This window comes from Paenibacillus sp. FSL H7-0716 (assembly GCF_038002705.1).
In the GTDB taxonomy this organism is placed as follows: Bacteria; Bacillota; Bacilli; order Paenibacillales; family Paenibacillaceae; genus Paenibacillus_AQ; species Paenibacillus_AQ odorifer.
In genome coordinates this window covers 16,318-36,933 of record NZ_JBBODA010000004.1, presented here as the reverse complement: position 1 = coordinate 36,933, position 20,616 = coordinate 16,318, and the positions used below count along the sequence as shown (strand labels likewise).

Sequence of the window (20,616 nt, the reverse complement as noted above, 5' to 3'; positions counted from 1 at the left end):
CTCACCCTATCGTTTCGATTTGGTCACATACTCCCGCAGTGGGAACGCAAGATCAATAATACCAATAATGCGCAGCGGCGGCAGTAAAATAACCGGTATCGCTAACAAAACGGCAGACATCTTGTTCCATTTGCGTTCATGCGCCAGGAAGAAGAAAAATCCGATGGCCTGAATCATAAAGCCAATTCGCAGCAATGGCAGAAGATTGGCAGAAATCATGAGGATGAAATTGTTCTCTGACCCTGAGAAGAAGAGCTGTAGAACAACACCAATCAGATAGTACCAAATAAACGATCTCGAAAGTCTCCATTCACGTGCAGGCTTCATCTTAGGCACTGCATAATTCATACTGTTCAGAATCGGGCGGGCAATAGAATGCGTAATCACAGCAATCATGAAGGAGCTTACGATTAGAGTCATAGGGATCATTTGGACCGTCATATGACTTATCTTGTTTACATCCTCAGTTGAAAATCCAATATCAGTGAGCAGAGGATTGGTAGTTCCGAGCTCGGACAGAGGTGAATTAACCATTTGCAATACATCGTTCACATAGGTAGACAGGTCAAAATTAAATAATGCCGTACCCAGCAGCAAAAGCAGCAGGAACTGTGCAAGAATCGTAACCGTACCTGCGATCACAGTAGACATAGCCGGGGCATGTCTTTTATACCAGCGCCCCATAACCAGAGCCGGTATTAAGAAATACGCAGCTATCAACAGATAAATTGGTGTAATCAAGCCTACAATCAGCAACACCGGCAATACATGCAGCACAAATTGTCTCGTGTTCAGGGTAGTAAACAACACTACTGCCGGAACAATCATAAACAGGGTAGTGATGATGAGGAGTGGAGTCGTTAAACTAAGCAGCAAAAGTAAGTATGCTACGCTCCAAGCCACAGATGACCAGCGAAATTTCAACAGTATTCACCTCTTACGCATATGTTCTTCTAAAGCAGATATATCTTGGTACCAATCTTCCAGTTGATGCCCTTCCTGCTTGTGCTTTCTAAGCTTCTCCAGTAGCAAGTCATCTAAAGAACGATAAGGAATCCCTAGTCTGCGGCCCAAAATATAAGAGCTCATAATCAAGCTAGCCAGACTGTCACCGACACGGGTAGTACTGCCTTCCCATAACGCTTTAAATAACCTTGAAACTTGATCAATCACTTCGGTTTTCAGCCATTCAATTACCTTGGCGCGCTTGGCTACATCCAGATCCTTCGGCACATTGGACACGTCTCTCTACCTCCGGCAAAAAGCTTTATTCTCCATTATAGCATAAAAAATTCGGTGTCACACTGGACGCCCCGCGCCCCTTAAGTATGCTTCAATCCATGCTGACTATGCCTCTTTTTGGAGAGGAGCTTTCTTTAAAAAAGACCCGCATTCCGTTATCGCCGGAAATACAGGCCTTGTTCCGATAGCTTCTATAACCGCGAATACACTGGGACTATAATGATTCCTGTGATTGTCTTGTTACAAATTTCTCGCAATATTCTATGACTTGACTCCGGCGAACAATTCCAATAAACCGGTTCATATCATCGACCACAGGTACAAAGTTCTGCACCTTAGCCAAATTAATTAGATCTTCCATATCCGCATCAATCGAGACCGGCTTGTTATTCATACGTAATGGAACGTCCTTCAGCAAAAATTTTGAAGCGTTCTCAAACGAAACCTTACCCTCCGACTCTTTCATGTACCAGAGCAGATCACCTTCCGTTACCGTGCCGGCATACTCTCCATTACGGTTAAGAATCGGGACTGCTGTATAGCGGTGAAACTCCATCCTCTCAAGCGTTTGGCGCAGCGTAGAGTCGAGCGTTACGCAGGCCACCTCCTGTTTCGGAAGTAAAAAAAATGCAATATTCATCTCTTGATCCTCCTCAAAGAGTTCCGAAGGAATTACGGTTCTTTAACTTCCTTTTACTGCCATGCCAATGTGATTATACGTAGCAGCTAAATAATAGTTCCAACTCATTATAACATGAAGACAGTAAGCAGCAGCCATGAGAATGTTTATGGCTGCTGCAATTTATTTATATGAGTTTAGCTTTCCAATTAGAATTACTGCGTAACTGCTGTCGCTTTGGGCTCGAGTGCATTACTTGCTTTTCCCGGCTCAATCAGTTGATCTACTGGTGTTCCTGCATTCATCCAATTATCAATCAGCGCCTTAGCTTCGCGCAAATCCTCTTCATCAACGATATCATAATAAAGTCCGTCAATACGTTTTCCTTCGCCCATTACCGTAAAGCTTGAGATATCCATATCTTTGCCGCCCATAAATTTCTTGGCTAGACTAATGATCATTGAAGGCTCAATATCGGTCTTAAAATTATCGCCCATAATATCCAGCAGCTTAGGAATATTGCCAATTTGGCTGATCGATAACATTTTATTAGCTACGACATCAATAAAAACCTGTTGGCGTTTGGTCCGGTTAAAGTCACTATCTTCACGGTAGCGTGTATAGTTAAGTGCTTCTTGACCGTTATAATTCGACTTTCCACCCTCGATCGTAAACTTCTCATGGTCCTTGCCCTTGTTTACAATGTCCTTCTTGATAGGCAGCGGAACGCCTCCAATAGCATCAACGGCATCCTTGAGCCCTTGAAAGTTAATGGTGGCATAATACTGAATATCATGCTCCAGCAGTGCTTCCAGAGTATCCTTAGCCATTTGCTGCCCACCGAAAGCATAAGCATGGGTAATCTTATCTTTTTTATTATCGTTATGGCCAATAATCTCGGTATACGTATCACGTGGAATAGAAATAAGCAGAATTTTGTAATCCTCAGGGCGAACAACAGCATACATCATAGTGTCCGAACGTGCGGTTTCATTGTCGCGTTGATCAGTCCCGAGCAGCATCAGCGAGAATGGATCGCTTTTGTATACAACCGGCTCTGGCTTAACCTTATTCTCATCCTTAAGTGGCTGGTAAGATTCTTCTTTCAGCTTGCTTTCTACCCGATCGGACAAAAAGAGGTCAAAAGCTAATACGGCCAAAGAATTCCGAAAGAGAAAGCCTCCCGCTATAACAACGACGAGAACAATTAGCGCAATGTATCTTTTCTTTATTTTTTTCATCTTTGATTCCTTCTTTATTGTAGAATAATTACACATACCATATATTTACAATGCCTCCTGATCGTTCTCAGGCAGTCATGGTTTTATTTCTCTCGGCGGCGAATTTACTGTCCCTTATTCCATTATCTTATTGTCCCCCCTTTCAGGAAATTCGGGTCATTCTAAATTATAGAAAAAAGTTTTTTTGCGTTTCTAAAATAATATGGGATAAAACAATATTTCTATTGTAATCACTAAATGGATAAAAAGAAACAACAAATACCGACATGTATAGGGAAAAAGCACCATACCAAGTAATAATTACTGGTATGATGCTCCAAATTTAACTTCGAATTCCAAGGGCATGTATAATATGTTTTACCCGTTCTCCATAATGTAAACCGCGGAAAAACCCATAATCGAACAATTTAGCAGCACCCTCAAATCGGCTGCCATAAGTCTCCGCCCCCATAACGACCGCAATAAGCCGGTGCCCCTCTCGCTGGGCTGATCCCGCAATACAATATCCCGTCTGGCTATCATATCCAGTCTTTAACCCATCTGCTCCATCGTATGCGTAAGCGCCGCCCATACCTGGAAGCATAAGGTTGCTATTACTAACATATAACCCTTTATCCTTTAATTGCATCTGTGTACGACCGGAAATATTCAGTACGTCAGGATGATTATGGATTAGCGCAGCTGCCAATTTGGCTGTATCCCTCGCTGTCATCATCGTCTGGCCACCGATATGCGTAGGCTGACGAATGATACCAAGATCCTTGCTCGACAATCCAGAGGCGTTGGTAAATACCGTATTAGGAGATAAACCTAAACTACGTGCTCTATCATTCATCATAAGTACAAAAGAATCCTCTGATCCTGCCATATATTCTGCCAATGCAACTGCAGCATCATTAGCAGAATAGATGGTGATGCCTTCGAATAGCTCCCTTACTGTATAGAAATCTCCACGTTTTAATGAGAGACTCATACCTCCCATTTGACTGGCGTAAGCACTAATAGGGACTCTATCCTCCCACCTAAGGGTTCCAGAGGTTATGTGATCCAGCACAATCATTTCAGTCATTAATTTAGACACACTGGCCGGTGGCATAGGCACATCGCCGTTGATATTGACCCATATGTCTCCACTATCCATATCTAGCAGCACTGCTGAACCCGCGTCAATATCCGGTTTAAAGCCCAGCTCGATAGGCCTCCACACCGTAATTAAGACAACGACTATCAAAGCTGCACCAGCCCATATCAATATCCGTCTCTTCATCGTTGTCATCCTCCATAATATATATGACGAATGAAACAGCAATTTGATTTCACTTTTTGCGTAATTTTTTTTATTTTTTTTAATTTAGTCCTTTATCCACCATTTATTAGGCTCAATTATGGAGCCCAAAGAGTCAACACGCACACCTTGTAGACGTTTATTGACAGCAGTAATGCTTTCTCTTTCCGCAAAAAAGATCATTGGAACCTCTTCATTCACTAGCTTCTGCCATTCATAATAGATTTGTTGTCGATAATCTCTATCATACGCCTTCATACTGGTGCCATCGCGAATCAATTCTTCATTCCGCTCTGAGGACCAACGTGGGTAGTTCCACAAATCATTCTCTCTCCAGAGACCTGAAGGATCAGGATCATTAGCTAATCCCCATACCCCGTTAAACAACTCAATAGACGGATCATCAGCCTCCACTGCTTCGTAGAAGGTGTTGAGCTCTTTTAACGCCCCACCATTAAGCTGCACATCAAGTCCCACATTTCGCCAATCCTCCAGAATAGCAGCAGTTCGTAACTCTGCAGAATGACTGCCTAGCATAGAATCATAATGAATAACTAACTTTTCTCCTTTTTGATCCTCACGCAGCCCGTCTCCATCAACATCTACAAAACCAGCCTCATCAAGCAGCTGCTTTGCTTTTTCCGGATCATAGGGATACGTATTAATCTGACTGTCAGGGATCTTCGCCCAGCTTGCACTGGAAACCGGAGTTTCTATAGGCTTGCCTAACCCATGAGAAAATGATTGAATGATCCCCTCCCGATCAAGTGCATAATACATCGCCTGACGTAATCTTTTATCCGCAAATTTAGGGTTATCCATTACGATTTTTTCAGCTTCACTATCCCAATACCCAAATTTAAACCCTATATACTCATAAGCAAGCTCATTTGATTGTAAAATATTAATATTATCGAGTTCGCTCAGCTTTTCATAAGTATCTCGTGGAGCATTCTCTATATCAATAACGCCTTGTTCAAACAGGCTGATGATTTCCTTGTCATCAAATACCTTATACAAAACACCATCCAACAAAGCCTTACCTTTATAGTATTGATCAAAGCGCTTCATCTCCACCCGCTGGCCAGGTTCAATAAGGCTCACCTCAAAGGGGCCAATCCCAATCGGATTTTTTCGCATCTGATCACTCTCAGGCATATCCTTAACGGCGACTCCAGTATAATATTTTTTATTCATCGGATATGGCCATAAATTATCAATCGTATTTACGCGGGCAGCTGTCATTGTTATTTTCAAAGTATAAGGATCTATAACCTTAAGACCTGTTATAGTCTTCGCCTCACCTTTATGATAGGCTTCTGCACCTTGAATCATTTCCACACTATAATAACGCGATCCGGTATAGTCTGGACTAGCAATAGTCTCCATCGCAAATTTCCAGTCTTCTACGGTCAGTTCATCTCCATTATGCCAACGGATTCCCGGTTTAATTTTAAAGGTAAATATTCTATGATCCTCGGACTCCTGCCAAGTGGCGATATTAGGAACCGTTGATAAATCATCATCTATCGTAAACATGGCCTCAGTAATAAACTCCAGCACATGAAAATCATCTTCACCTTCATAAAAAGCAGGCTCAAAGAAGCCCATAAACGGCGATGAGTATCCATAAGTAACTACTCCGCCAGTCTGTGGCTTTTCGACCACCTCATTGTGATGTAAAGATAATGAATTACTGCTGGTACCTGCTCTGCTGCATGCTGACAATACTGTAGTCATCACGAGCATTGTTAACAAGAACCCGCATATCTTCTTATTCTTCATGTGTTCCTTCCCTTCTCTAGTTGAACGTATATCTACATCTAAGCTATGGAATAAATATTTACTGTAACAAAGTTTTAGAATGGTTACAATAACTTCTAAGCTTTAGGCCTATACTCCTGCTTGAATTTACGCATTTTTCATAGTATTTATAAAAAAAGAGGGACCTACCTCATAGGCTGATCCCTTTATTACATTATTCTTCATCCTTATGCGTAATTCTCAGGCCTTCGACATGCTTACGCTGCATCAATTTCCGCTTTTTACGGGTATCCTTGCTCTCAAAAATTATATCAAAGTCATATTCCTCAGGATATAGCTCATCTTTGGATAGATATGGCTTTAAACGTTTATGATTAATCCGCATTTTTTGCTTCTGGATCATCACTCCGACCATTCCTAAGTGATCTTTTTTCTCATAAACAATGCCTATCCGCCCTAGTGAAGTTACAAGAACGGCATCACCAATTTCATATTGGGTCTGCTTCTCCTTATCGCTCAGTGATTCCGCAGACTTTTCTTTTTTTTCAAAATCCTCTATAACGGGGGCAGTCTTCCCTTTCTCTCCCTCTTTGCTAAAAAGACTTGCCCATGCCGACCCATCACCTTTCTGCAGCCTTTGCTGCTGCGCCTCAACGATCTCCCAAGATCGCTTGATAACGTTATCCTGGATACCCAGCTTTTTGGCAATTTGCAGAGCGTAACTCTCCCCCGCTTCTCCGATAGTCAGATGATACAACGGCTGCAGCGTTTCTTTGTCGAATTCCATTCGTGCATTTTGAAAACCGGCTGTCGCAGCAGCAAAGGCTTTTAGCTCATTAAAATGGGTTGTGACGATAATATTCGCCCCCTTACGGCTCAGCTCTTCCAGAATGGCGATTGAGAGGGCGATTCCTTCGCCAGGGTCTGTACCTGCCGCCAGCTCGTCAATGAGCAGCAGCACCCCTTTAGAGGCATCTCTCAGCATTCCCTCAATACTCTTCATTTGTGCCGAAAATGTACTCAGTGATTGGGCCAAACTTTGTCCGTCTCCGATTACACTGATCACATCCGTAAAGACTGTAAACTCACTGCCCTCCTCGACCGGAATCAACAGCCCGGATTGAGCCATGAGGGTCAGCAGCCCGAGGGTCTTGAGCACCACCGTTTTACCGCCTGTATTTGGACCTGTAATGATTAGGGATCTATATCCCTTCCCAATCTCCAGGCTAATTGGAACCATGCCCTGCAGCATGGGATGTCTACCTCCGTTCATCCTTAGAAAACCCCTATCATTTAGAGTAACCTCAGATGCTCCCAGCGTTCGTGCGTACTTTGCTTTGGCAAAAATAAAATCATAGGTGCCAGTGACCTCGATATTTAGGCGCAGTGCAGTTTGTTCCTGTTCTACCATGTTGGTCAGCATACTGAGGATCACAGCTTCTTCGCGCGCCTCTTCTCCTAATAACAAATCCAGCTCAATCTGCATGGAGGCGATCTCATCTGGTTCAATGAACACCGTCTGTCCACTTGTGGATTGATCGAGTACCGATCCCTTTATTTGCTTATGATACTCCCGCTTTACGGGGATAACATAACGTCCACCACGCTGGCTATAAATATTCTCTTGCAAAATCGATTGATGGCGCGACATGATCCCGTCAATTTTTTTATGAAGACGTTCTTTAGCTACGGCAATCCGTTTACGAACCCGCTCTAACCCCTTACTAGCTCCATCATCAATCGCCCCAAAGCGAATACAACGATCAATTGCTTCCCGCACATGATTTAATTCCAGCAGCGAGGAAGCATAAGCAGCAATCCGGGGAGCACTTTGCTCTTTAGAAGCCATATATTTGCGCAATTGACTACAGCTCTTTAGAAATGTAGCCACTGCAGTGAAATCTTGCTCACAATACAAATATCCAGTCCCCATTAGTGACATGATCCACTCAATCCCCTCTAATGAAGGAATCGGTACACTGGAACCCCGCTCCAGCAGTTCTTTAGCTTCAGTCGTTTCCTCCATCGCTCTTTGAATCGAAGACAAATAGGTCATAGGCATAAGCTCTTCTACAGTTTTCTTTCCTACATAAGATACCGCATGACGGCTAAGCTCGGTTTTAATAATTTCGTATTCCAACGTGTTTAGACTTTGTAAATTCACAGCAAATCCTCCTTATTGATCTAACTATTTTTGGAACTAAATCTCCCTAACACAAAAAGGACAAAGAATGCCACTATGGCAGTCCTTGCCCTTCTTTTTATGCTATTGTTCTCTGGCGTTTTAAGGTCCCCCTATAAAAGCCAGGGTGGCCGAAAAACAAAAAAACCGTGCTCTAAGAGCACGGTTAATTACAAAGAGAACAATAGCCGTAAAGAGGCCATATGACGCTTCGTGTGTTCTTAACTAAATCATCCACCGTTAGGAACAACAGACATCTGTGCGAGACGGACTCAAATAGAGCACGTGAACGCCAAAAGACGAGCCTGCTAAAGCCTTCCTAATCCAGTGTTATGAAATTGCTAGTTAAGAACGGTCACCAACATCAATATTTCCCCTTTTATTATAGGATAGCTGTAATTTAACACATTCCAGATTGAACGTCAAACGTAATCCACTCGCTGGCTTTTCACAACAAAAAAAGCAGCCGGTTTCCCGACTGCTTCTATAAAACGTCCTATTCCGTTGTGTAAGGAAGCAACGCGATTTGACGCGAGCGTTTTACAGCAATGGTAAGAGCGCGTTGGTATTTTGCACTTGTACCTGTTACACGACGTGGCAAAATCTTTCCACGTTCGCTGATGAACTTCTTAAGAAGTTCAGTATCTTTATAATCAATGTGAGTAATCTTGTTCACAGTGAAAAAGCAAACTTTTTTACGCTTGTTGCGTCCACCACGACGTGCTGGTCTTTTGTCGTTGTCAGCGCCTTCTCTTGGTTTAAAAGCCATATTCTTTTCAGTCCTTCCTAATTAAAATGGCAAATCATCATCCGATATATCAATCGGTTTACCATCGCCCGAAAAAGGATCTTGAGTATTGTTGTTACGCGAGAAATTATTGTTGTTATTTCCGCGTCCAGCGTTACCACCGCCACCATATGCTGGCTCTTCAGGCATACTACTTGCACCACTTGAAGTATTTCCACCTTCACGGCTCTGTGAAGATTCCAGGAAACGAACATTATCAGCAATAACTTCAGTTACGTATACACGTTTACCTTCGTTATTCTCATAGTTCCGCACTTGGATGCGTCCTTCCACTGCTGTCAGACGACCTTTGCGCAAATAATTGGCACAGGTTTCTGCTAGCTGTCTCCAGGTAACAACCGGGATGAAGTCTGCCTCACGTTCACCGTTCTGGCCCGTAAAGTTACGATCTACGGCAAGCGTAAATTGAGTTACGGCAACACCAGCGGGAGTATAACGAAGTTCCGGGTCACGGGTCAACCGTCCGATCAAAATGATACGGTTCAACAATTCTGGTCCCCTCCTTTAGAGCGATTCATTACAAAGCTTGTCAAGATCTTAAGCAACGTCGTTCGTAATGAGATAACGAATAACTTCGTCAGAAATCTTCATAAGACGTTCTAATTCAGTAACTACTGCAGGTTCTGCATTGAAGTTAACCAAAACATAAACGCCATCACGGAATTTCTTGATCTCATACGCAAGACGGCGTTTACCTTGCACTTCGTGCTTTGTAATTTCCCCGCCATTGGAGATGATGCCTTGGAATTTATCGACTGCTGCTTGAACAGCTTCTTGTTCAATGTCAGGACGAATAATGTACATCACTTCATATTTGCGCATAATTTTCACCTCCTTATGGTCTGAGGCCCCTAATCACGTCAGGAGCAAGGAACGAGCACAAACATAGACTCGCACCTGATTAATATACCAAAACGAGCAGCAGAGTGCAAGCAATATTAATACCGGACAACCCTCCACCCTCTTTTTACATGAAAAAAACCCTACCTGCGCACAATAATCAGTGAATTCATCTGCACTTAAGAAAGGAGCGATAATGATGGGCGAAAAGACAGAATATGAAAAAGGCGACAAAGCCCCCAATCCAGGCATGTATACAGAGGTAGGTGAAGCGCGAAGCTTCCATACCGAAATTCAGAATCCACAACATATTAAAATGGAAAAAGGGGACACCTTCCCCGAGACCAGCAACAAAAATCGGAAGTGGAAAAAGGTTGAAAAAGCACGTGTACATTAAATAAAAATAAATGTGTATAAAAAAAACGATATTACACATACTATACTCAGGCAGTACAAAAGAGAGGTGTGGTTCCGTTGGCCGTCGTAGACGAACACAATCACAGGATATCTGATTCAGCATCTATTGTTAGCTGGGAATAGTAGTGGGTTATTGTCTAAAAAGCAGTAACCTCAGCAACGCCTAAATCACTTTAGTCGCTATATACAGAGAAATTCCAACATCATTGATGTACTGCCTCTTGAAGAAGGACCCGAAAGGGCCCTTCTTTTTGCATGTTATGATCTTTTGCAAACAGCTCAGTGGACACAAAAAAACCTCCGTTACAGGAACGAAGGATTCATTAAAATGTTATATTATGCTGAAGTGGCGGAGAGGGTGGGATTCGAACCCACGCACGCTGTGACACGCCTAACTGATTTCGAGTCAGCCCCCTTGGGCCTCTTGGGTACCTCTCCGCAGCAAAAATAATTGTATCATGCAGACATGCCATTTGCAAGCTTAATTATTGTCTGTATTTCCCTCTACAGAACGCAGTACCTTCTTCATATTCTTCTCGAATTTCGCCCGGGGAATCAGAACACTATGCTGACATCCTGTACACTTAATGCGGATATCCATCCCCATTCTAATGATCTCCATTTCATTAGAACCGCAAGGGTGCTGTTTCTTCATCTGTACAATATCTCCAAGCTGAAAAACTTTACGTTCCACTACCCTTCCCCCTTTTTCCCCTCTTGTGTAGCTGCGATTTGGCGTCTCGATCCAGTGTCAGGCGTATCCGATACTTCCTGCTCATTTTCTGTTTTTGCCAGTTCAATTTCAGCCTTTGCTTCTTCCTCTGCCTTCAAACGCGCTTCCTCTTCGGCTTGAGCAGCTTGGGCCTGCTCTAGACTGCTTAGTTTCTCTAGTGCCTGCTTAATATCATTCTGAATCTGTCTCTCCGCAACCTCTTTTGCATTAGGTAAACAGCTAGCCGCTATACGAATTACATATTCCGAAGTACTCATGGACTGTATACCGAGCACATTAGGATAAGCAAGAACATTAGAGTTACGCTCTTCTATTCCTTTTAGCGCTTCTCCAATCAAACCTAGCGTGGCCTCCAAGCTGCGCTCCATTTTTACAGGAACATCAACTACAGCTAATGCATTCGAGAGAGAATAATTGGTCACGTTCGTGATTAATCCATTCGGGATAATAAATACTTCTCCAGTTGTGCTTAACAGTCTGGTTGTTCGCAGTCCGATTAATTCTACCGTTCCTTTATAGGTCCCCGTTTGAATTACATCACCCACTGCAAATTGATCCTCTAAAATAATAAAGAAACCTGTAATAACATCCTTCACCAAACTTTGCGCCCCAAAACCCACTGCTAAACCAAGCACACCCGCTCCAGCCAACAATGGTGCCAAATCAAAGTGGAACTCAGAAAGCACGAGCATGATCATCACAAAATTACAGATAACCGTCACTACATTTTTCATCAATTCCCCAACCGTAGTAAACCTTCGTGTGTTGGACAGAAGTCTGCCACCGGTTTTGCGCTCAAGCGAACGATCAATAATATTAGAAACAATTTTAATAATAACCCGGGTTAAGAGAAAAATAACAAGAATCCGTAGACCGGCAAATAATACATCCGCCCACATATCAGCATCGGTAAACCAATTCCACACCTTATCTTTAAAACGAATGGCATCTTTTAATGTATCCGCACCGGGTGTATCAGCCTCCAGTATCCACATATTCATCGCATGTACTCCTCCCTACCCCTAAATCAGTATGTAATTCTCGTTGTGTTTTCCGTAGATGCCGCGTATTTCTATTTCCTGTTCAACTATAATTCTTTTTACCTCTTCCAGCGCATTTTGAAAAAACTGAATGGAAATTGCGCAGCCTGCGGTGATCTCCTTCGGAGTCGGAAATATATCAATTTCTATTTCAGCATACTCAAGCAGCATTTCAGCACGAAGCGCCTGCTGGGTGGAGTCAAACGCTATTAACATCTCATCCTGCATATACGTCAAGCCTCTCCATAGGTTTATCGTCCTATCTCTTGCTGCTGTAGTATAAAACCCCTCTTCTATCCATATACTAGATACCAACAAATAGAATCACCTTTAGAAAGGAAGATGGTATGAACTCCTCATCCAAGGCTACAGCAGCGCAAGAAACGTCTTGTTTAAAAATATCACATACAGATCCCGATATCTATTCCGCAATTACTCATCGACTGCTTTTTCACTTTTCACGCACTCGTCCAGAGACTCAAATTATCGTCATCTGTGTAGGCACTGATCGCTCCACCGGAGACTCTCTCGGTCCTCTTGTTGGTACTGCATTATCCCGTTTTCATAGTCCATTGTTTCATTTATACGGTACCCTTGAAGAACCGGTTCATGCTGTCAATCTTGAAGAGACCTTGTCTCTAATTAATGAAAAATATAATAACCCGTTTGTCATCGGAATAGATGCCTGCTTAGGTCACTCTACTAGTGTTGGCTGCATCCAAGTCGTTGAAGGTCCCCTCAGACCAGGAGCTGGCGTAAATAAACAATTGCCGCCGGTTGGAGATATCCATTTGACTGGAATCGTTAATGTCGGCGGCTTTATGGAGTATTTCGTATTGCAGAATACACGACTAAGTCTAGTCATGCGATTATCTGATATCATCGCTACAAGTCTATATTCTGCTTTAAAACAATGGAACCTACATGCTACTTCTGCTGCAACGCGAGAGTTATAACTTCTTTTTCTTCAGGCGATAAGGCATATTGTGATTCCCCATTTTGCATAGGCTTGGAGTAAATATATGAGTTCTCACGATTATGAAGGCTGGTTAATACAATGCCACTGCTATTGTCATCCAGAATAGCCACCGAGAAGCTCAAATCATTACCACGTTCACCGAAGGCATTATAACGCTTCAGAGCGATATTTGACTTCATGCCGCGGATTTTGACTTGGGTAGCTTCTATCAACGCTTTTTGCTCACGTTGTTCTTCTTCCAGCATGTCGCTTTGGTTCTTCAGATCAACCAGAAGGCCTTCCAGATCCTCCACACCGCTTCCTGCCATCATGGCCTCATATTTGCGCCGTATAGTCCGCAGCTTAGCTCCCTGGGCGATTACAGTCACTATCAGTACTAGCATAATTACTACGAAACCAAACACAAACCACTGCAACTGTTCATTAATTAATTGATTCATTTCAGACATGAATGGACCATCCTTTTTATTTATCTGCTGCGGGCATCAGCCATATAACTCATCCATAGCAGCTAGCATTCTGCTTATATTATGCTCTGTTGTATCAACGCCTACACTCGCCCGAACAGCACCACTCTCTAGTGTATCAACAGCCTTATGTGCCAGTGGGGTACAATGCATACCCGCTCTGACGGCTATTTTATACTCACGATCTAGACGGTGGGCTATATTCGCCGATTCTTCCCCATCCACTACAAACGACACAATCCCAGTTCTCGGAGCCCCTAATGTGGGTCCTAATAGTTTAATGTTTGGAATATGGGACAACCCCTCCATCAGCAGTTGAGTCAGCTTCCACTCTCTTTCGTGGATAACGTTTGTCCCTATCGATTTTACCTTTTGAACACCAGCTAGTAAACCAGCAATTCCTACCGCATTTTGCGTTCCCGCTTCATACCGATCTGGGCGAACAGAGGGTTGTTCACGATTCTCAGATTGACTGCCTGTGCCTCCATGCATTAAGGGCTCAAGATCCAATTCAGGTGATATATAGAGCCCACCAGTCCCTTGTGGTCCAAGCAATCCTTTATGCCCAGGAAAAGCTAATAAGTCAATATTCATCTTTTTCACATCAATATCAAGCGAGCCTGCACTTTGAGCAGCATCCACTAGAAATATAGCACCCTTTGCTTTAGCTAGATCTCCGATTTCACCAATGGGAAGTATACTACCTAGTAAGTTGGAGCTATGATTACAAATTACCATTTTAGTGTTTGGTCGAAACGTTTTGCCTAATTCGTTCAAATCCAATTGACCTGCCCGATCCACCTTCAGATAATCAACACTTATCCCTAGTGACTTACGTAAATATTCCAAAGGTCTCCGCACAGAATTGTGTTCAGTCATTGTAGAAATTACATGGTCCCCTGCTTTGAGCGTACCTCTAATCGCCATATTTAATGCCATCGTAGTGTTTTGGGTAAACGCTATGTCTTGTGCATTAGAAACCCCAAACAACTCCGCCAGCAAACTCCGGGCTCTCACCAACACCCGTCCGCTTCCCATGGCCAGCGAATAATTCCCTCTGCCAGCATTTGCTCCCGACTGCAAAGCATTCATCATCGCAGCTGCCACCTCTGGAGGTTTAGGCCAGGACGTAGCCGCATGATCCAAATATACGAAGTCTTCCATAACCCCGCTCCTCGTCTCATACTCTTTTTCATTAAGAAGAAATAACGTTGTCGCCCTTTATTGATAATAACCTTATCTGTCGAAAATATAAGGATAATATTCAGCTGTACTTTATACATCCTTATATTTTGAAAAAACATACCCCTACTATCCGATTACGGATAGCTCAGGATATGTTCTTGGCATAGATACCCATTTAGTTACCCAATAATTCCAACAATCTTTCTAAGTCCTGCGCACTGTAGTAATTCAGTTCAATCTTTCCTTTTTCCTTACCTTGTTTTATCTTAACCGTTGTTTTAAACCGTTCACGCAATACTTCCTCTACATTATCAATATAGGGATCACGTTTAACAACTTTAATCTTTGTACCGTTCGTTGGCTTTCGATCCAGATTTTTCACTGTTTCTTCAAGCTCTCTTACGCTCCATTGCTGTTCCACGCATTGTTCAGCCAATTGTTTAATAACTTCCGGATCTTTCAGGGCAACAATAGCTCGTGCATGTCCCATAGACATTGTTCCACGTGAAACATATTCTTTTACTTCTTCCGGTAAAGTAAGCAGTCTTAGGAAGTTAGCGATGTGGGATCTGGACTTCCCAACTTTCAGAGATAGCTCTTCTTGTGTGAGTGAAAATTGATCCATCAAACCTTGATAAGCAACTGCGATTTCCATTGCGTTTAAATTTTCACGTTGCAAGTTCTCGATCAGGGCGATCTCCATAACCTGTTGATCACTTAGATTTCTTACGACTGCTGGAATCGTAGGTTTACCACAATATTGCGAAGCCCGAAATCTGCGTTCACCGGCAATGATTTCATACCCCTTCAAAACACTCCGTACAATGATCGGTTGAATCACGCCATGTTGTCTGATGGACTCAGCCAATTCCTGGATTGCTTCTTCATTGAAATCCTTTCGTGGTTGATAAGGGTTAGCTCGCAATTGAGCTAATGGGATTTCTACTACCTTATCATCTTCATTAATAGATAAAGAAGGAATCAGAGCATCCAGACCCTTCCCTAAACGTTTACTCATAAGAAATCACTTCCTTTGCCAACTCTAAATACACTTCTGCTCCCTTTGAGCGAGGATCATAAGTAATAATGGATTGTCCATGAGACGGCGCCTCACTTAAGCGGACATTCCGAGGAATGATAGTTCTGTAAACTTTTTCCTGAAAATACTTTTTAACCTCTTCGATGACTTGGATCCCTAGATTCGTACGGGCATCCAACATGGTTAATAGTACTCCCTCTATTTTTAAATGCGGATTAAGATTTTTTTGCACTAGACGCACAGTGTTTAAAAGCTGACTCAACCCTTCGAGCGCATAATATTCACATTGAATCGGGATGATTACCGAATCTGCTGCTGTAAGGGAATTGATCGTCAAAATCCCAAGGGATGGAGGACAATCAATGATGATGTAGTCATAATTATTTTTAACCGCATTTAGGGCTTTTTTCAATTTCAACTCTCTGGAAATCGTTGATACTAATTCGATCTCAGCCCCCGCTAATTGAATAGTCGCCGGGATGATGTGCAGTCCTTCATTTTGAGTTTCAAGTATCGTTTCTAGAGGATTTACTTCATTAATGAGAATGTCATATATACAATTCGCTACGTCCGCCTTGTTGATGCCAACGCCGCTGGTAGTGTTGCCTTGAGGATCGATATCAACTAGAAGCACTCTTTTTCCTAATGTAGCCATACCGGCACCTAGGTTCACAGAGGATGTTGTTTTACCGACACCGCCTTTTTGATTTGCTATGGCAATAATCTTGGACACTAATTTCACCTCGAATAGTTAGGAAGAATCTTCTCGTAGATCGCAAGTACAAACGGCCAAACTATATTACTTTATATAGGCTAAAACTCTAAAATGCAGGACTGAGCAATACATCCTGGTTAAAGTCACACAAAAGGCGGCCAATCACTTTAAGGCCGCCTTCAGCTTTTGAAACAATTTATCTTTTGGGGATTTGGATTACAATCTCGTAATGGTCACCACGGTCATTTTCTGACGTTTTGATTTCCATACCTGAGCCTGACACCATATCAATAGATTGACGAATTGTATTAAGAGCTAGACGAACATCCTTGGTATAGGAGACCCGTTTTGACTTTTTAGTTTGCGAAACTTGTTTATAGAAAGCAATACGAGCTTCCGTTTGTTTAACATTTAATCCTTTTGCAATAATCTCTGCCAAAACTTTCAATTGCATTTCCACACTATCCAGTGATAAGAGTGAACGCGCATGTCTTTCGGAAATCTGACGTTCCATCAACGCTGTCTTAACCTCTTCAGGTAAGTGGAGTAAACGAATCTTATTCGCTATAGTCGACTGACTCTTGCCTAAGCGTTGTGCTAAGCTTTCTTGTGTTAATTGATGAAGATCAATTAACTTCTGATAAGCAACAGCTTCTTCTATGGAGGTCAAACCTTCACGCTGTAGATTTTCTATGAGCGCAATAGATGCAGCCTGAGAATCATTGAACTCACGGACAATAGCAGGGATTGTCTCTAAACCAAGCTTTTTAACTGCCCGCCAGCGCCGTTCGCCTGCGATGATCTCATATATAGAATCTCGCATACGTACAACAATAGGCTGAATGACACCATGAGTTTTAATTGTCTGACATAACTCATCAATTTTGTCATCATCGAATATAGTCCGTGGTTGGTAAGGACTGCTAACGACCTCATGAACTGGTATTTGTTTGATTTCTTCTCCGCTGCTCCGCTCGTTAAACCCAAATAGCTTGGTAAATTGTTCTTTCATTCCGTTCATAACCACCTAATTTCGTTATAGTACGATCTTCTTGACCTTCTTCACGGAAAGCATATCGTACAGCAATCTAAAACATTCTGATATTATGGAATTACCTGTAATGAACAGGCATCATAATCTCTCCTTCTTTCGAACAAGAGTACAGAGAAGGAGTTATATACAAAATTAAAGTCTACTATGCTATTCTATCACTTTTCTCTACATAATCATATTCTCCGTAAAGACCTATTTTTCCTGCATTTTTACAGGTGCAACAACCAAATCAGCTTATAAATCTAATTTTTGTCTAATTTGATATTTATCGATTTTTGTTTTCATCATTTTCATAAAAAAAGAGCATTCCCTTTGTTTAAAGAGAATGCTCCTAAAGGAACTTTGAGTAGCGGTAATGTTTCACGTGAAACATTATTTTATCAATGGCATTTTGGCAGGAACTCCCGCTTTTCTTGGATATTTAGCTGGTGTTGCTCCTGTCTTACGAATCATAACAATATGTCGATCCGACTCCTCCACGGGTAAGCTGAACGACTCCACTTTGCTGAGTTCAGCACGAAGCTCTTTTAAGCTGTACTTAGCTTCGCTTAATTCCTCTGAAGGATCGCTACCCTTCATTGCAGCAAACACCCCATCTTTGCGTGTGAAGGGGAGACAAAATTCATTCAATAAAGATAGTCTTGCTACCGCACGTGCTGTAACCAAATCATAGGCATCACGATGAGTGAACTTGCGCGCGACATCTTCTGCCCGCCCATGGATCAATTGTACATCAGTTAATCCCAATGTCGTACTTACATGCTGCAGAAATGAAATTCGTTTATTGAGCGAATCAACAATCGTTAGCTTCAAATGAGGAAAACATATTTTAAGTGGGATTCCTGGAAACCCAGCTCCTGAACCGATATCTGCGAGATTGGTGATCTCGTTAATATCAAGGAAAAAAGCTAATGAAATAGAATCATAGAAATGCTTCGTATATACCTGCTCTCGCTCAGTTATACCCGTCAGATTCATTTTTTCATTCCAGGTTACGAGTTCCTTATAATACAGATCAAATTGTGCTAACTGTTCTGCTGTAAGGGATATGCCCCGTTCCTGTAATAGTTGTGTGAATTGAACTTCCGTATTATCCATACCTTATCCTTTCGCCGCGGTTACCCGGTTGTAATGCTCAAGATATACAAGAAGAATGGAAATATCAGCAGGTGTAACTCCCGCAATCCGAGAAGCCTGCCCGATAGAGATCGGGTGAATCTTAGTCAGCTTCTGCCGCGCTTCCATCGCTAATCCATGGATTTCATTATAATTAATGTCATCTGGAATTTTCTTCTTCTCCATCTTTTGCAGGCGCTCCACATGTTGAAGTTGTTTTTCTATATATCCGGCATATTTAATTTGGATTTCTACTTGCTCCTTCATTTCTGCGTCCAGCATCTCTGGTGATGGTGATACTTGATCAACAAAACTATATACAAGCTCTGGGCGCCGCATCAGAACAAGCAAATTGCTGCCATCTACAATAGGTGCCGATTCATATTGCGCTAGTACTTGATTTACATCAACAGGTTTAACCTTTGTTTCTTGCAGACGAACAATTTCACGCTCCACCCGTTCTTTCTTATCTGTGAAGTTATCAAAACGTTCCTGTGTGATCAAACCAATGTCGTAACCGATAGGTGTAAGTCTTAGATCTGCATTGTCATGGCGAAGCAACAAACGATATTCTGCACGTGAAGTAAGCAGACGGTAAGGTTCATTCGTTCCCTTAGTCACGAGATCATCAATGAGTACACCAATGTATCCCTGTGAACGATCTAGGATTACGGGTTCTTTGTCTTGCACTTTGCGTGCTGCATTAATTCCAGCCATAACCCCTTGGCCTGCTGCTTCCTCATAACCGGAAGTGCCATTGATTTGTCCAGCAGTGAACAGACCTGGAAGACGTTTAGTTTCAAGAGATGGCCATAGCTGTGTAGGAACCATTGCATCATATTCAATAGCATAGCCGTTACGCATCATCTCTACCTTTTCCATACCAGGGATGGAACGCAAGATAGCTAACTGTACATCCTCAGGAAGACTAGTGGACAGACCTTGTACATAGTATTCCGATGTATTTTTTCCCTCTGGCTCTAAAAAGATCTGATGCTTAGATTTATCACTAAATCTTACGACCTTATCTTCTATAGAAGGGCAATAACGTGGGCCAGTTCCTTCGATAATACCTGTGAACATTGGCGCACGATGAAGGTTATCATTAATAATCTGATGAGTAACCTCAGAGGTATACGTTAACCAACAAGGAAGCTGTTCGTTATCGGATGATTTCGTTTCGAACGAAAAGAATTTCGGTTCATCGTCTCCTGGTTGAATTTCTGTCTTAGAGAAATCGATCGTATCACGATGTACACGTGGTGGAGTACCTGTTTTAAAACGCACCAATTCAAACCCAAGCTCCCGCAAGTTCTCAGAAAGCTTCACGGATGGCTGTTGATTGTTAGGTCCACTTTCATATGTTAGCTCACCCATAATCACTTTACCACGCAGGTAAGTACCTGTTGTCAGGATAACAGTCTTACTATGGTATTCAGTGCCAGTCTTCGTAACTACACCTACACAACGTCCATCCTCAACGATTAAACGCTCAACCATCCCTTGACGAAGTGTCAAATTAGGCGTTTTCTCCATAGTTTCCTTCATTGTATGTTGATAAAGGAATTTATCAGCCTGTGCACGTAAAGCATGTACTGCTGGTCCTTTACCTGTATTCAGCATACGCAGTTGAATGAATGTCTTATCTATATTGCGGCCCATTTCTCCGCCAAGCGCATCAATTTCACGCACTACATGTCCTTTGGCAGGTCCGCCTATGGACGGATTGCAGGGCATGAATGCAACCATATCCAGGTTAATTGTGATCATTAACGTACTGCAACCCATCCGGGCTGCAGCCAGTGCTGCTTCACAGCCAGCATGACCAGCGCCAATGACGATAACGTCATAGTTGCCTCCATCATAACTCATGTCCTGTTTCCCCCTTGA

Annotated in this window: 22 protein-coding genes and 1 tRNA gene; 2 read left to right on the top strand and 21 right to left on the bottom strand. The window is 42.5% G+C overall.

Annotation, left to right across the window (positions count from 1 at the left end):
* Nucleotides 1-6: 6 nt before the first annotated feature.
* The 10 genes from MHH60_RS06750 to rpsF all read right to left on the bottom strand — a co-directional run bounded on the left by MHH60_RS06750 (nt 7) and on the right by rpsF (nt 9,963).
* Nucleotides 7-924: a DUF2232 domain-containing protein gene (locus MHH60_RS06750; protein WP_076124314.1), complete on the bottom strand. Its 918-nt coding sequence runs from the start codon at nt 922-924 to the stop codon at nt 7-9.
* A 6-nt stretch (nt 925-930) separates the two neighbouring features.
* Complete coding sequence (locus MHH60_RS06745) at nt 931-1,233, bottom strand: MazG-like family protein (protein ID WP_170914153.1); 303 nt, start codon at nt 1,231-1,233, stop codon at nt 931-933.
* Nucleotides 1,234-1,456: 223 nt separating this feature from the next.
* Nucleotides 1,457-1,882, bottom strand: coding sequence for a CBS domain-containing protein (locus MHH60_RS06740; RefSeq protein WP_036677795.1), 426 nt, complete (start codon nt 1,880-1,882; stop codon nt 1,457-1,459).
* 194 nt (nt 1,883-2,076) lie between these two features.
* Nucleotides 2,077-3,102, bottom strand: coding sequence for an LCP family protein (locus MHH60_RS06735; RefSeq protein WP_076099795.1), 1,026 nt, complete (start codon nt 3,100-3,102; stop codon nt 2,077-2,079).
* A 322-nt stretch (nt 3,103-3,424) separates the two neighbouring features.
* Nucleotides 3,425-4,369, bottom strand: a complete 945-nt coding sequence (locus MHH60_RS06730; protein WP_036677789.1) for a D-alanyl-D-alanine carboxypeptidase family protein — start codon at nt 4,367-4,369, stop codon at nt 3,425-3,427.
* An 84-nt stretch (nt 4,370-4,453) separates the two neighbouring features.
* Nucleotides 4,454-6,172, bottom strand: coding sequence for an oligopeptide ABC transporter substrate-binding protein (gene opp4A, locus MHH60_RS06725; RefSeq protein ID WP_076132914.1), 1,719 nt, complete (start codon nt 6,170-6,172; stop codon nt 4,454-4,456).
* Nucleotides 6,173-6,365: 193 nt separating this feature from the next.
* Entirely contained in the window at nt 6,366-8,315 is a 1,950-nt protein-coding gene (locus tag MHH60_RS06720; RefSeq protein WP_076132916.1) for an endonuclease MutS2, read from the bottom strand.
* 514 nt (nt 8,316-8,829) lie between these two features.
* Nucleotides 8,830-9,102 carry a 30S ribosomal protein S18 gene (rpsR, locus tag MHH60_RS06715; RefSeq protein ID WP_036651767.1) on the bottom strand — a complete coding sequence of 91 codons (273 nt, stop codon included), beginning with the start codon at nt 9,100-9,102 and terminating at the stop codon, nt 8,830-8,832.
* A gap of 21 nt (nt 9,103-9,123) precedes the next feature.
* Nucleotides 9,124-9,630 (bottom strand): single-stranded DNA-binding protein, encoded by a 507-nt coding sequence (ssb, locus tag MHH60_RS06710; protein ID WP_036677780.1) that lies wholly within the window; start codon nt 9,628-9,630, stop codon nt 9,124-9,126.
* A 48-nt stretch (nt 9,631-9,678) separates the two neighbouring features.
* Nucleotides 9,679-9,963 (bottom strand): 30S ribosomal protein S6, encoded by a 285-nt coding sequence (gene rpsF, locus MHH60_RS06705; RefSeq protein ID WP_036677776.1) that lies wholly within the window; start codon nt 9,961-9,963, stop codon nt 9,679-9,681.
* A 217-nt stretch (nt 9,964-10,180) separates the two neighbouring features.
* Between rpsF and MHH60_RS06700 the strand changes: the two genes are divergently transcribed.
* Nucleotides 10,181-10,378, top strand: coding sequence for a YjzC family protein (locus MHH60_RS06700; RefSeq protein WP_036677774.1), 198 nt, complete (start codon nt 10,181-10,183; stop codon nt 10,376-10,378).
* 367 nt (nt 10,379-10,745) lie between these two features.
* Here the strand turns inward: MHH60_RS06700 and MHH60_RS06695 are convergent.
* The 4 genes from MHH60_RS06695 to MHH60_RS06680 all read right to left on the bottom strand — a co-directional run bounded on the left by MHH60_RS06695 (nt 10,746) and on the right by MHH60_RS06680 (nt 12,399).
* Nucleotides 10,746-10,836 (bottom strand) — tRNA-Ser (locus MHH60_RS06695).
* Nucleotides 10,837-10,879: 43 nt separating this feature from the next.
* Complete coding sequence (locus MHH60_RS06690) at nt 10,880-11,092, bottom strand: DUF951 domain-containing protein (protein ID WP_076132917.1); 213 nt, start codon at nt 11,090-11,092, stop codon at nt 10,880-10,882.
* The gene (locus MHH60_RS06685) at nt 11,092-12,132 is read right to left on the bottom strand and encodes a mechanosensitive ion channel family protein (RefSeq protein ID WP_076132919.1); all 1,041 of its coding nucleotides are present in this window, start codon (nt 12,130-12,132) and stop codon (nt 11,092-11,094) included. The genes MHH60_RS06690 and MHH60_RS06685 overlap by 1 nt, the downstream gene beginning before the upstream one ends.
* Nucleotides 12,133-12,153: 21 nt before the next feature.
* The gene (locus MHH60_RS06680) at nt 12,154-12,399 is read right to left on the bottom strand and encodes a DUF3343 domain-containing protein (RefSeq protein ID WP_076124321.1); all 246 of its coding nucleotides are present in this window, start codon (nt 12,397-12,399) and stop codon (nt 12,154-12,156) included.
* 119 nt (nt 12,400-12,518) lie between these two features.
* Between MHH60_RS06680 and yyaC the strand changes: the two genes are divergently transcribed.
* The gene (yyaC, locus tag MHH60_RS06675) at nt 12,519-13,127 is read left to right on the top strand and encodes a spore protease YyaC (RefSeq protein WP_036677770.1); all 609 of its coding nucleotides are present in this window, start codon (nt 12,519-12,521) and stop codon (nt 13,125-13,127) included.
* Here yyaC and MHH60_RS06670 read toward each other — a convergent pair.
* The 7 genes from MHH60_RS06670 to mnmG all read right to left on the bottom strand — a co-directional run bounded on the left by MHH60_RS06670 (nt 13,099) and on the right by mnmG (nt 20,598).
* Nucleotides 13,099-13,599 (bottom strand): DUF4446 family protein, encoded by a 501-nt coding sequence (locus MHH60_RS06670; protein ID WP_036677768.1) that lies wholly within the window; start codon nt 13,597-13,599, stop codon nt 13,099-13,101. The genes yyaC and MHH60_RS06670 overlap by 29 nt on opposite strands.
* A 36-nt stretch (nt 13,600-13,635) precedes the next feature.
* Nucleotides 13,636-14,781, bottom strand: coding sequence for an aminotransferase class V-fold PLP-dependent enzyme (locus tag MHH60_RS06665; RefSeq protein WP_076132921.1), 1,146 nt, complete (start codon nt 14,779-14,781; stop codon nt 13,636-13,638).
* A gap of 196 nt (nt 14,782-14,977) precedes the next feature.
* Nucleotides 14,978-15,820, bottom strand: coding sequence for a ParB/RepB/Spo0J family partition protein (locus MHH60_RS06660; protein ID WP_036677764.1), 843 nt, complete (start codon nt 15,818-15,820; stop codon nt 14,978-14,980).
* Nucleotides 15,813-16,574 carry a ParA family protein gene (locus tag MHH60_RS06655; RefSeq protein ID WP_036677762.1) on the bottom strand — a complete coding sequence of 254 codons (762 nt, stop codon included), beginning with the start codon at nt 16,572-16,574 and terminating at the stop codon, nt 15,813-15,815. The genes MHH60_RS06660 and MHH60_RS06655 overlap by 8 nt, the downstream gene beginning before the upstream one ends.
* Before the next feature lie 178 nt (nt 16,575-16,752).
* The gene (gene noc / locus MHH60_RS06650; protein ID WP_036677760.1) at nt 16,753-17,568 is read right to left on the bottom strand and encodes a nucleoid occlusion protein; all 816 of its coding nucleotides are present in this window, start codon (nt 17,566-17,568) and stop codon (nt 16,753-16,755) included.
* A 414-nt stretch (nt 17,569-17,982) separates the two neighbouring features.
* Nucleotides 17,983-18,708, bottom strand: a complete 726-nt coding sequence (gene rsmG, locus MHH60_RS06645) for a 16S rRNA (guanine(527)-N(7))-methyltransferase RsmG (RefSeq protein WP_076132922.1) — start codon at nt 18,706-18,708, stop codon at nt 17,983-17,985.
* 3 nt (nt 18,709-18,711) lie between these two features.
* Nucleotides 18,712-20,598 carry a tRNA uridine-5-carboxymethylaminomethyl(34) synthesis enzyme MnmG gene (gene mnmG, locus MHH60_RS06640; protein ID WP_036677754.1) on the bottom strand — a complete coding sequence of 629 codons (1,887 nt, stop codon included), beginning with the start codon at nt 20,596-20,598 and terminating at the stop codon, nt 18,712-18,714.
* Nucleotides 20,599-20,616: the final 18 nt, after the last annotated feature.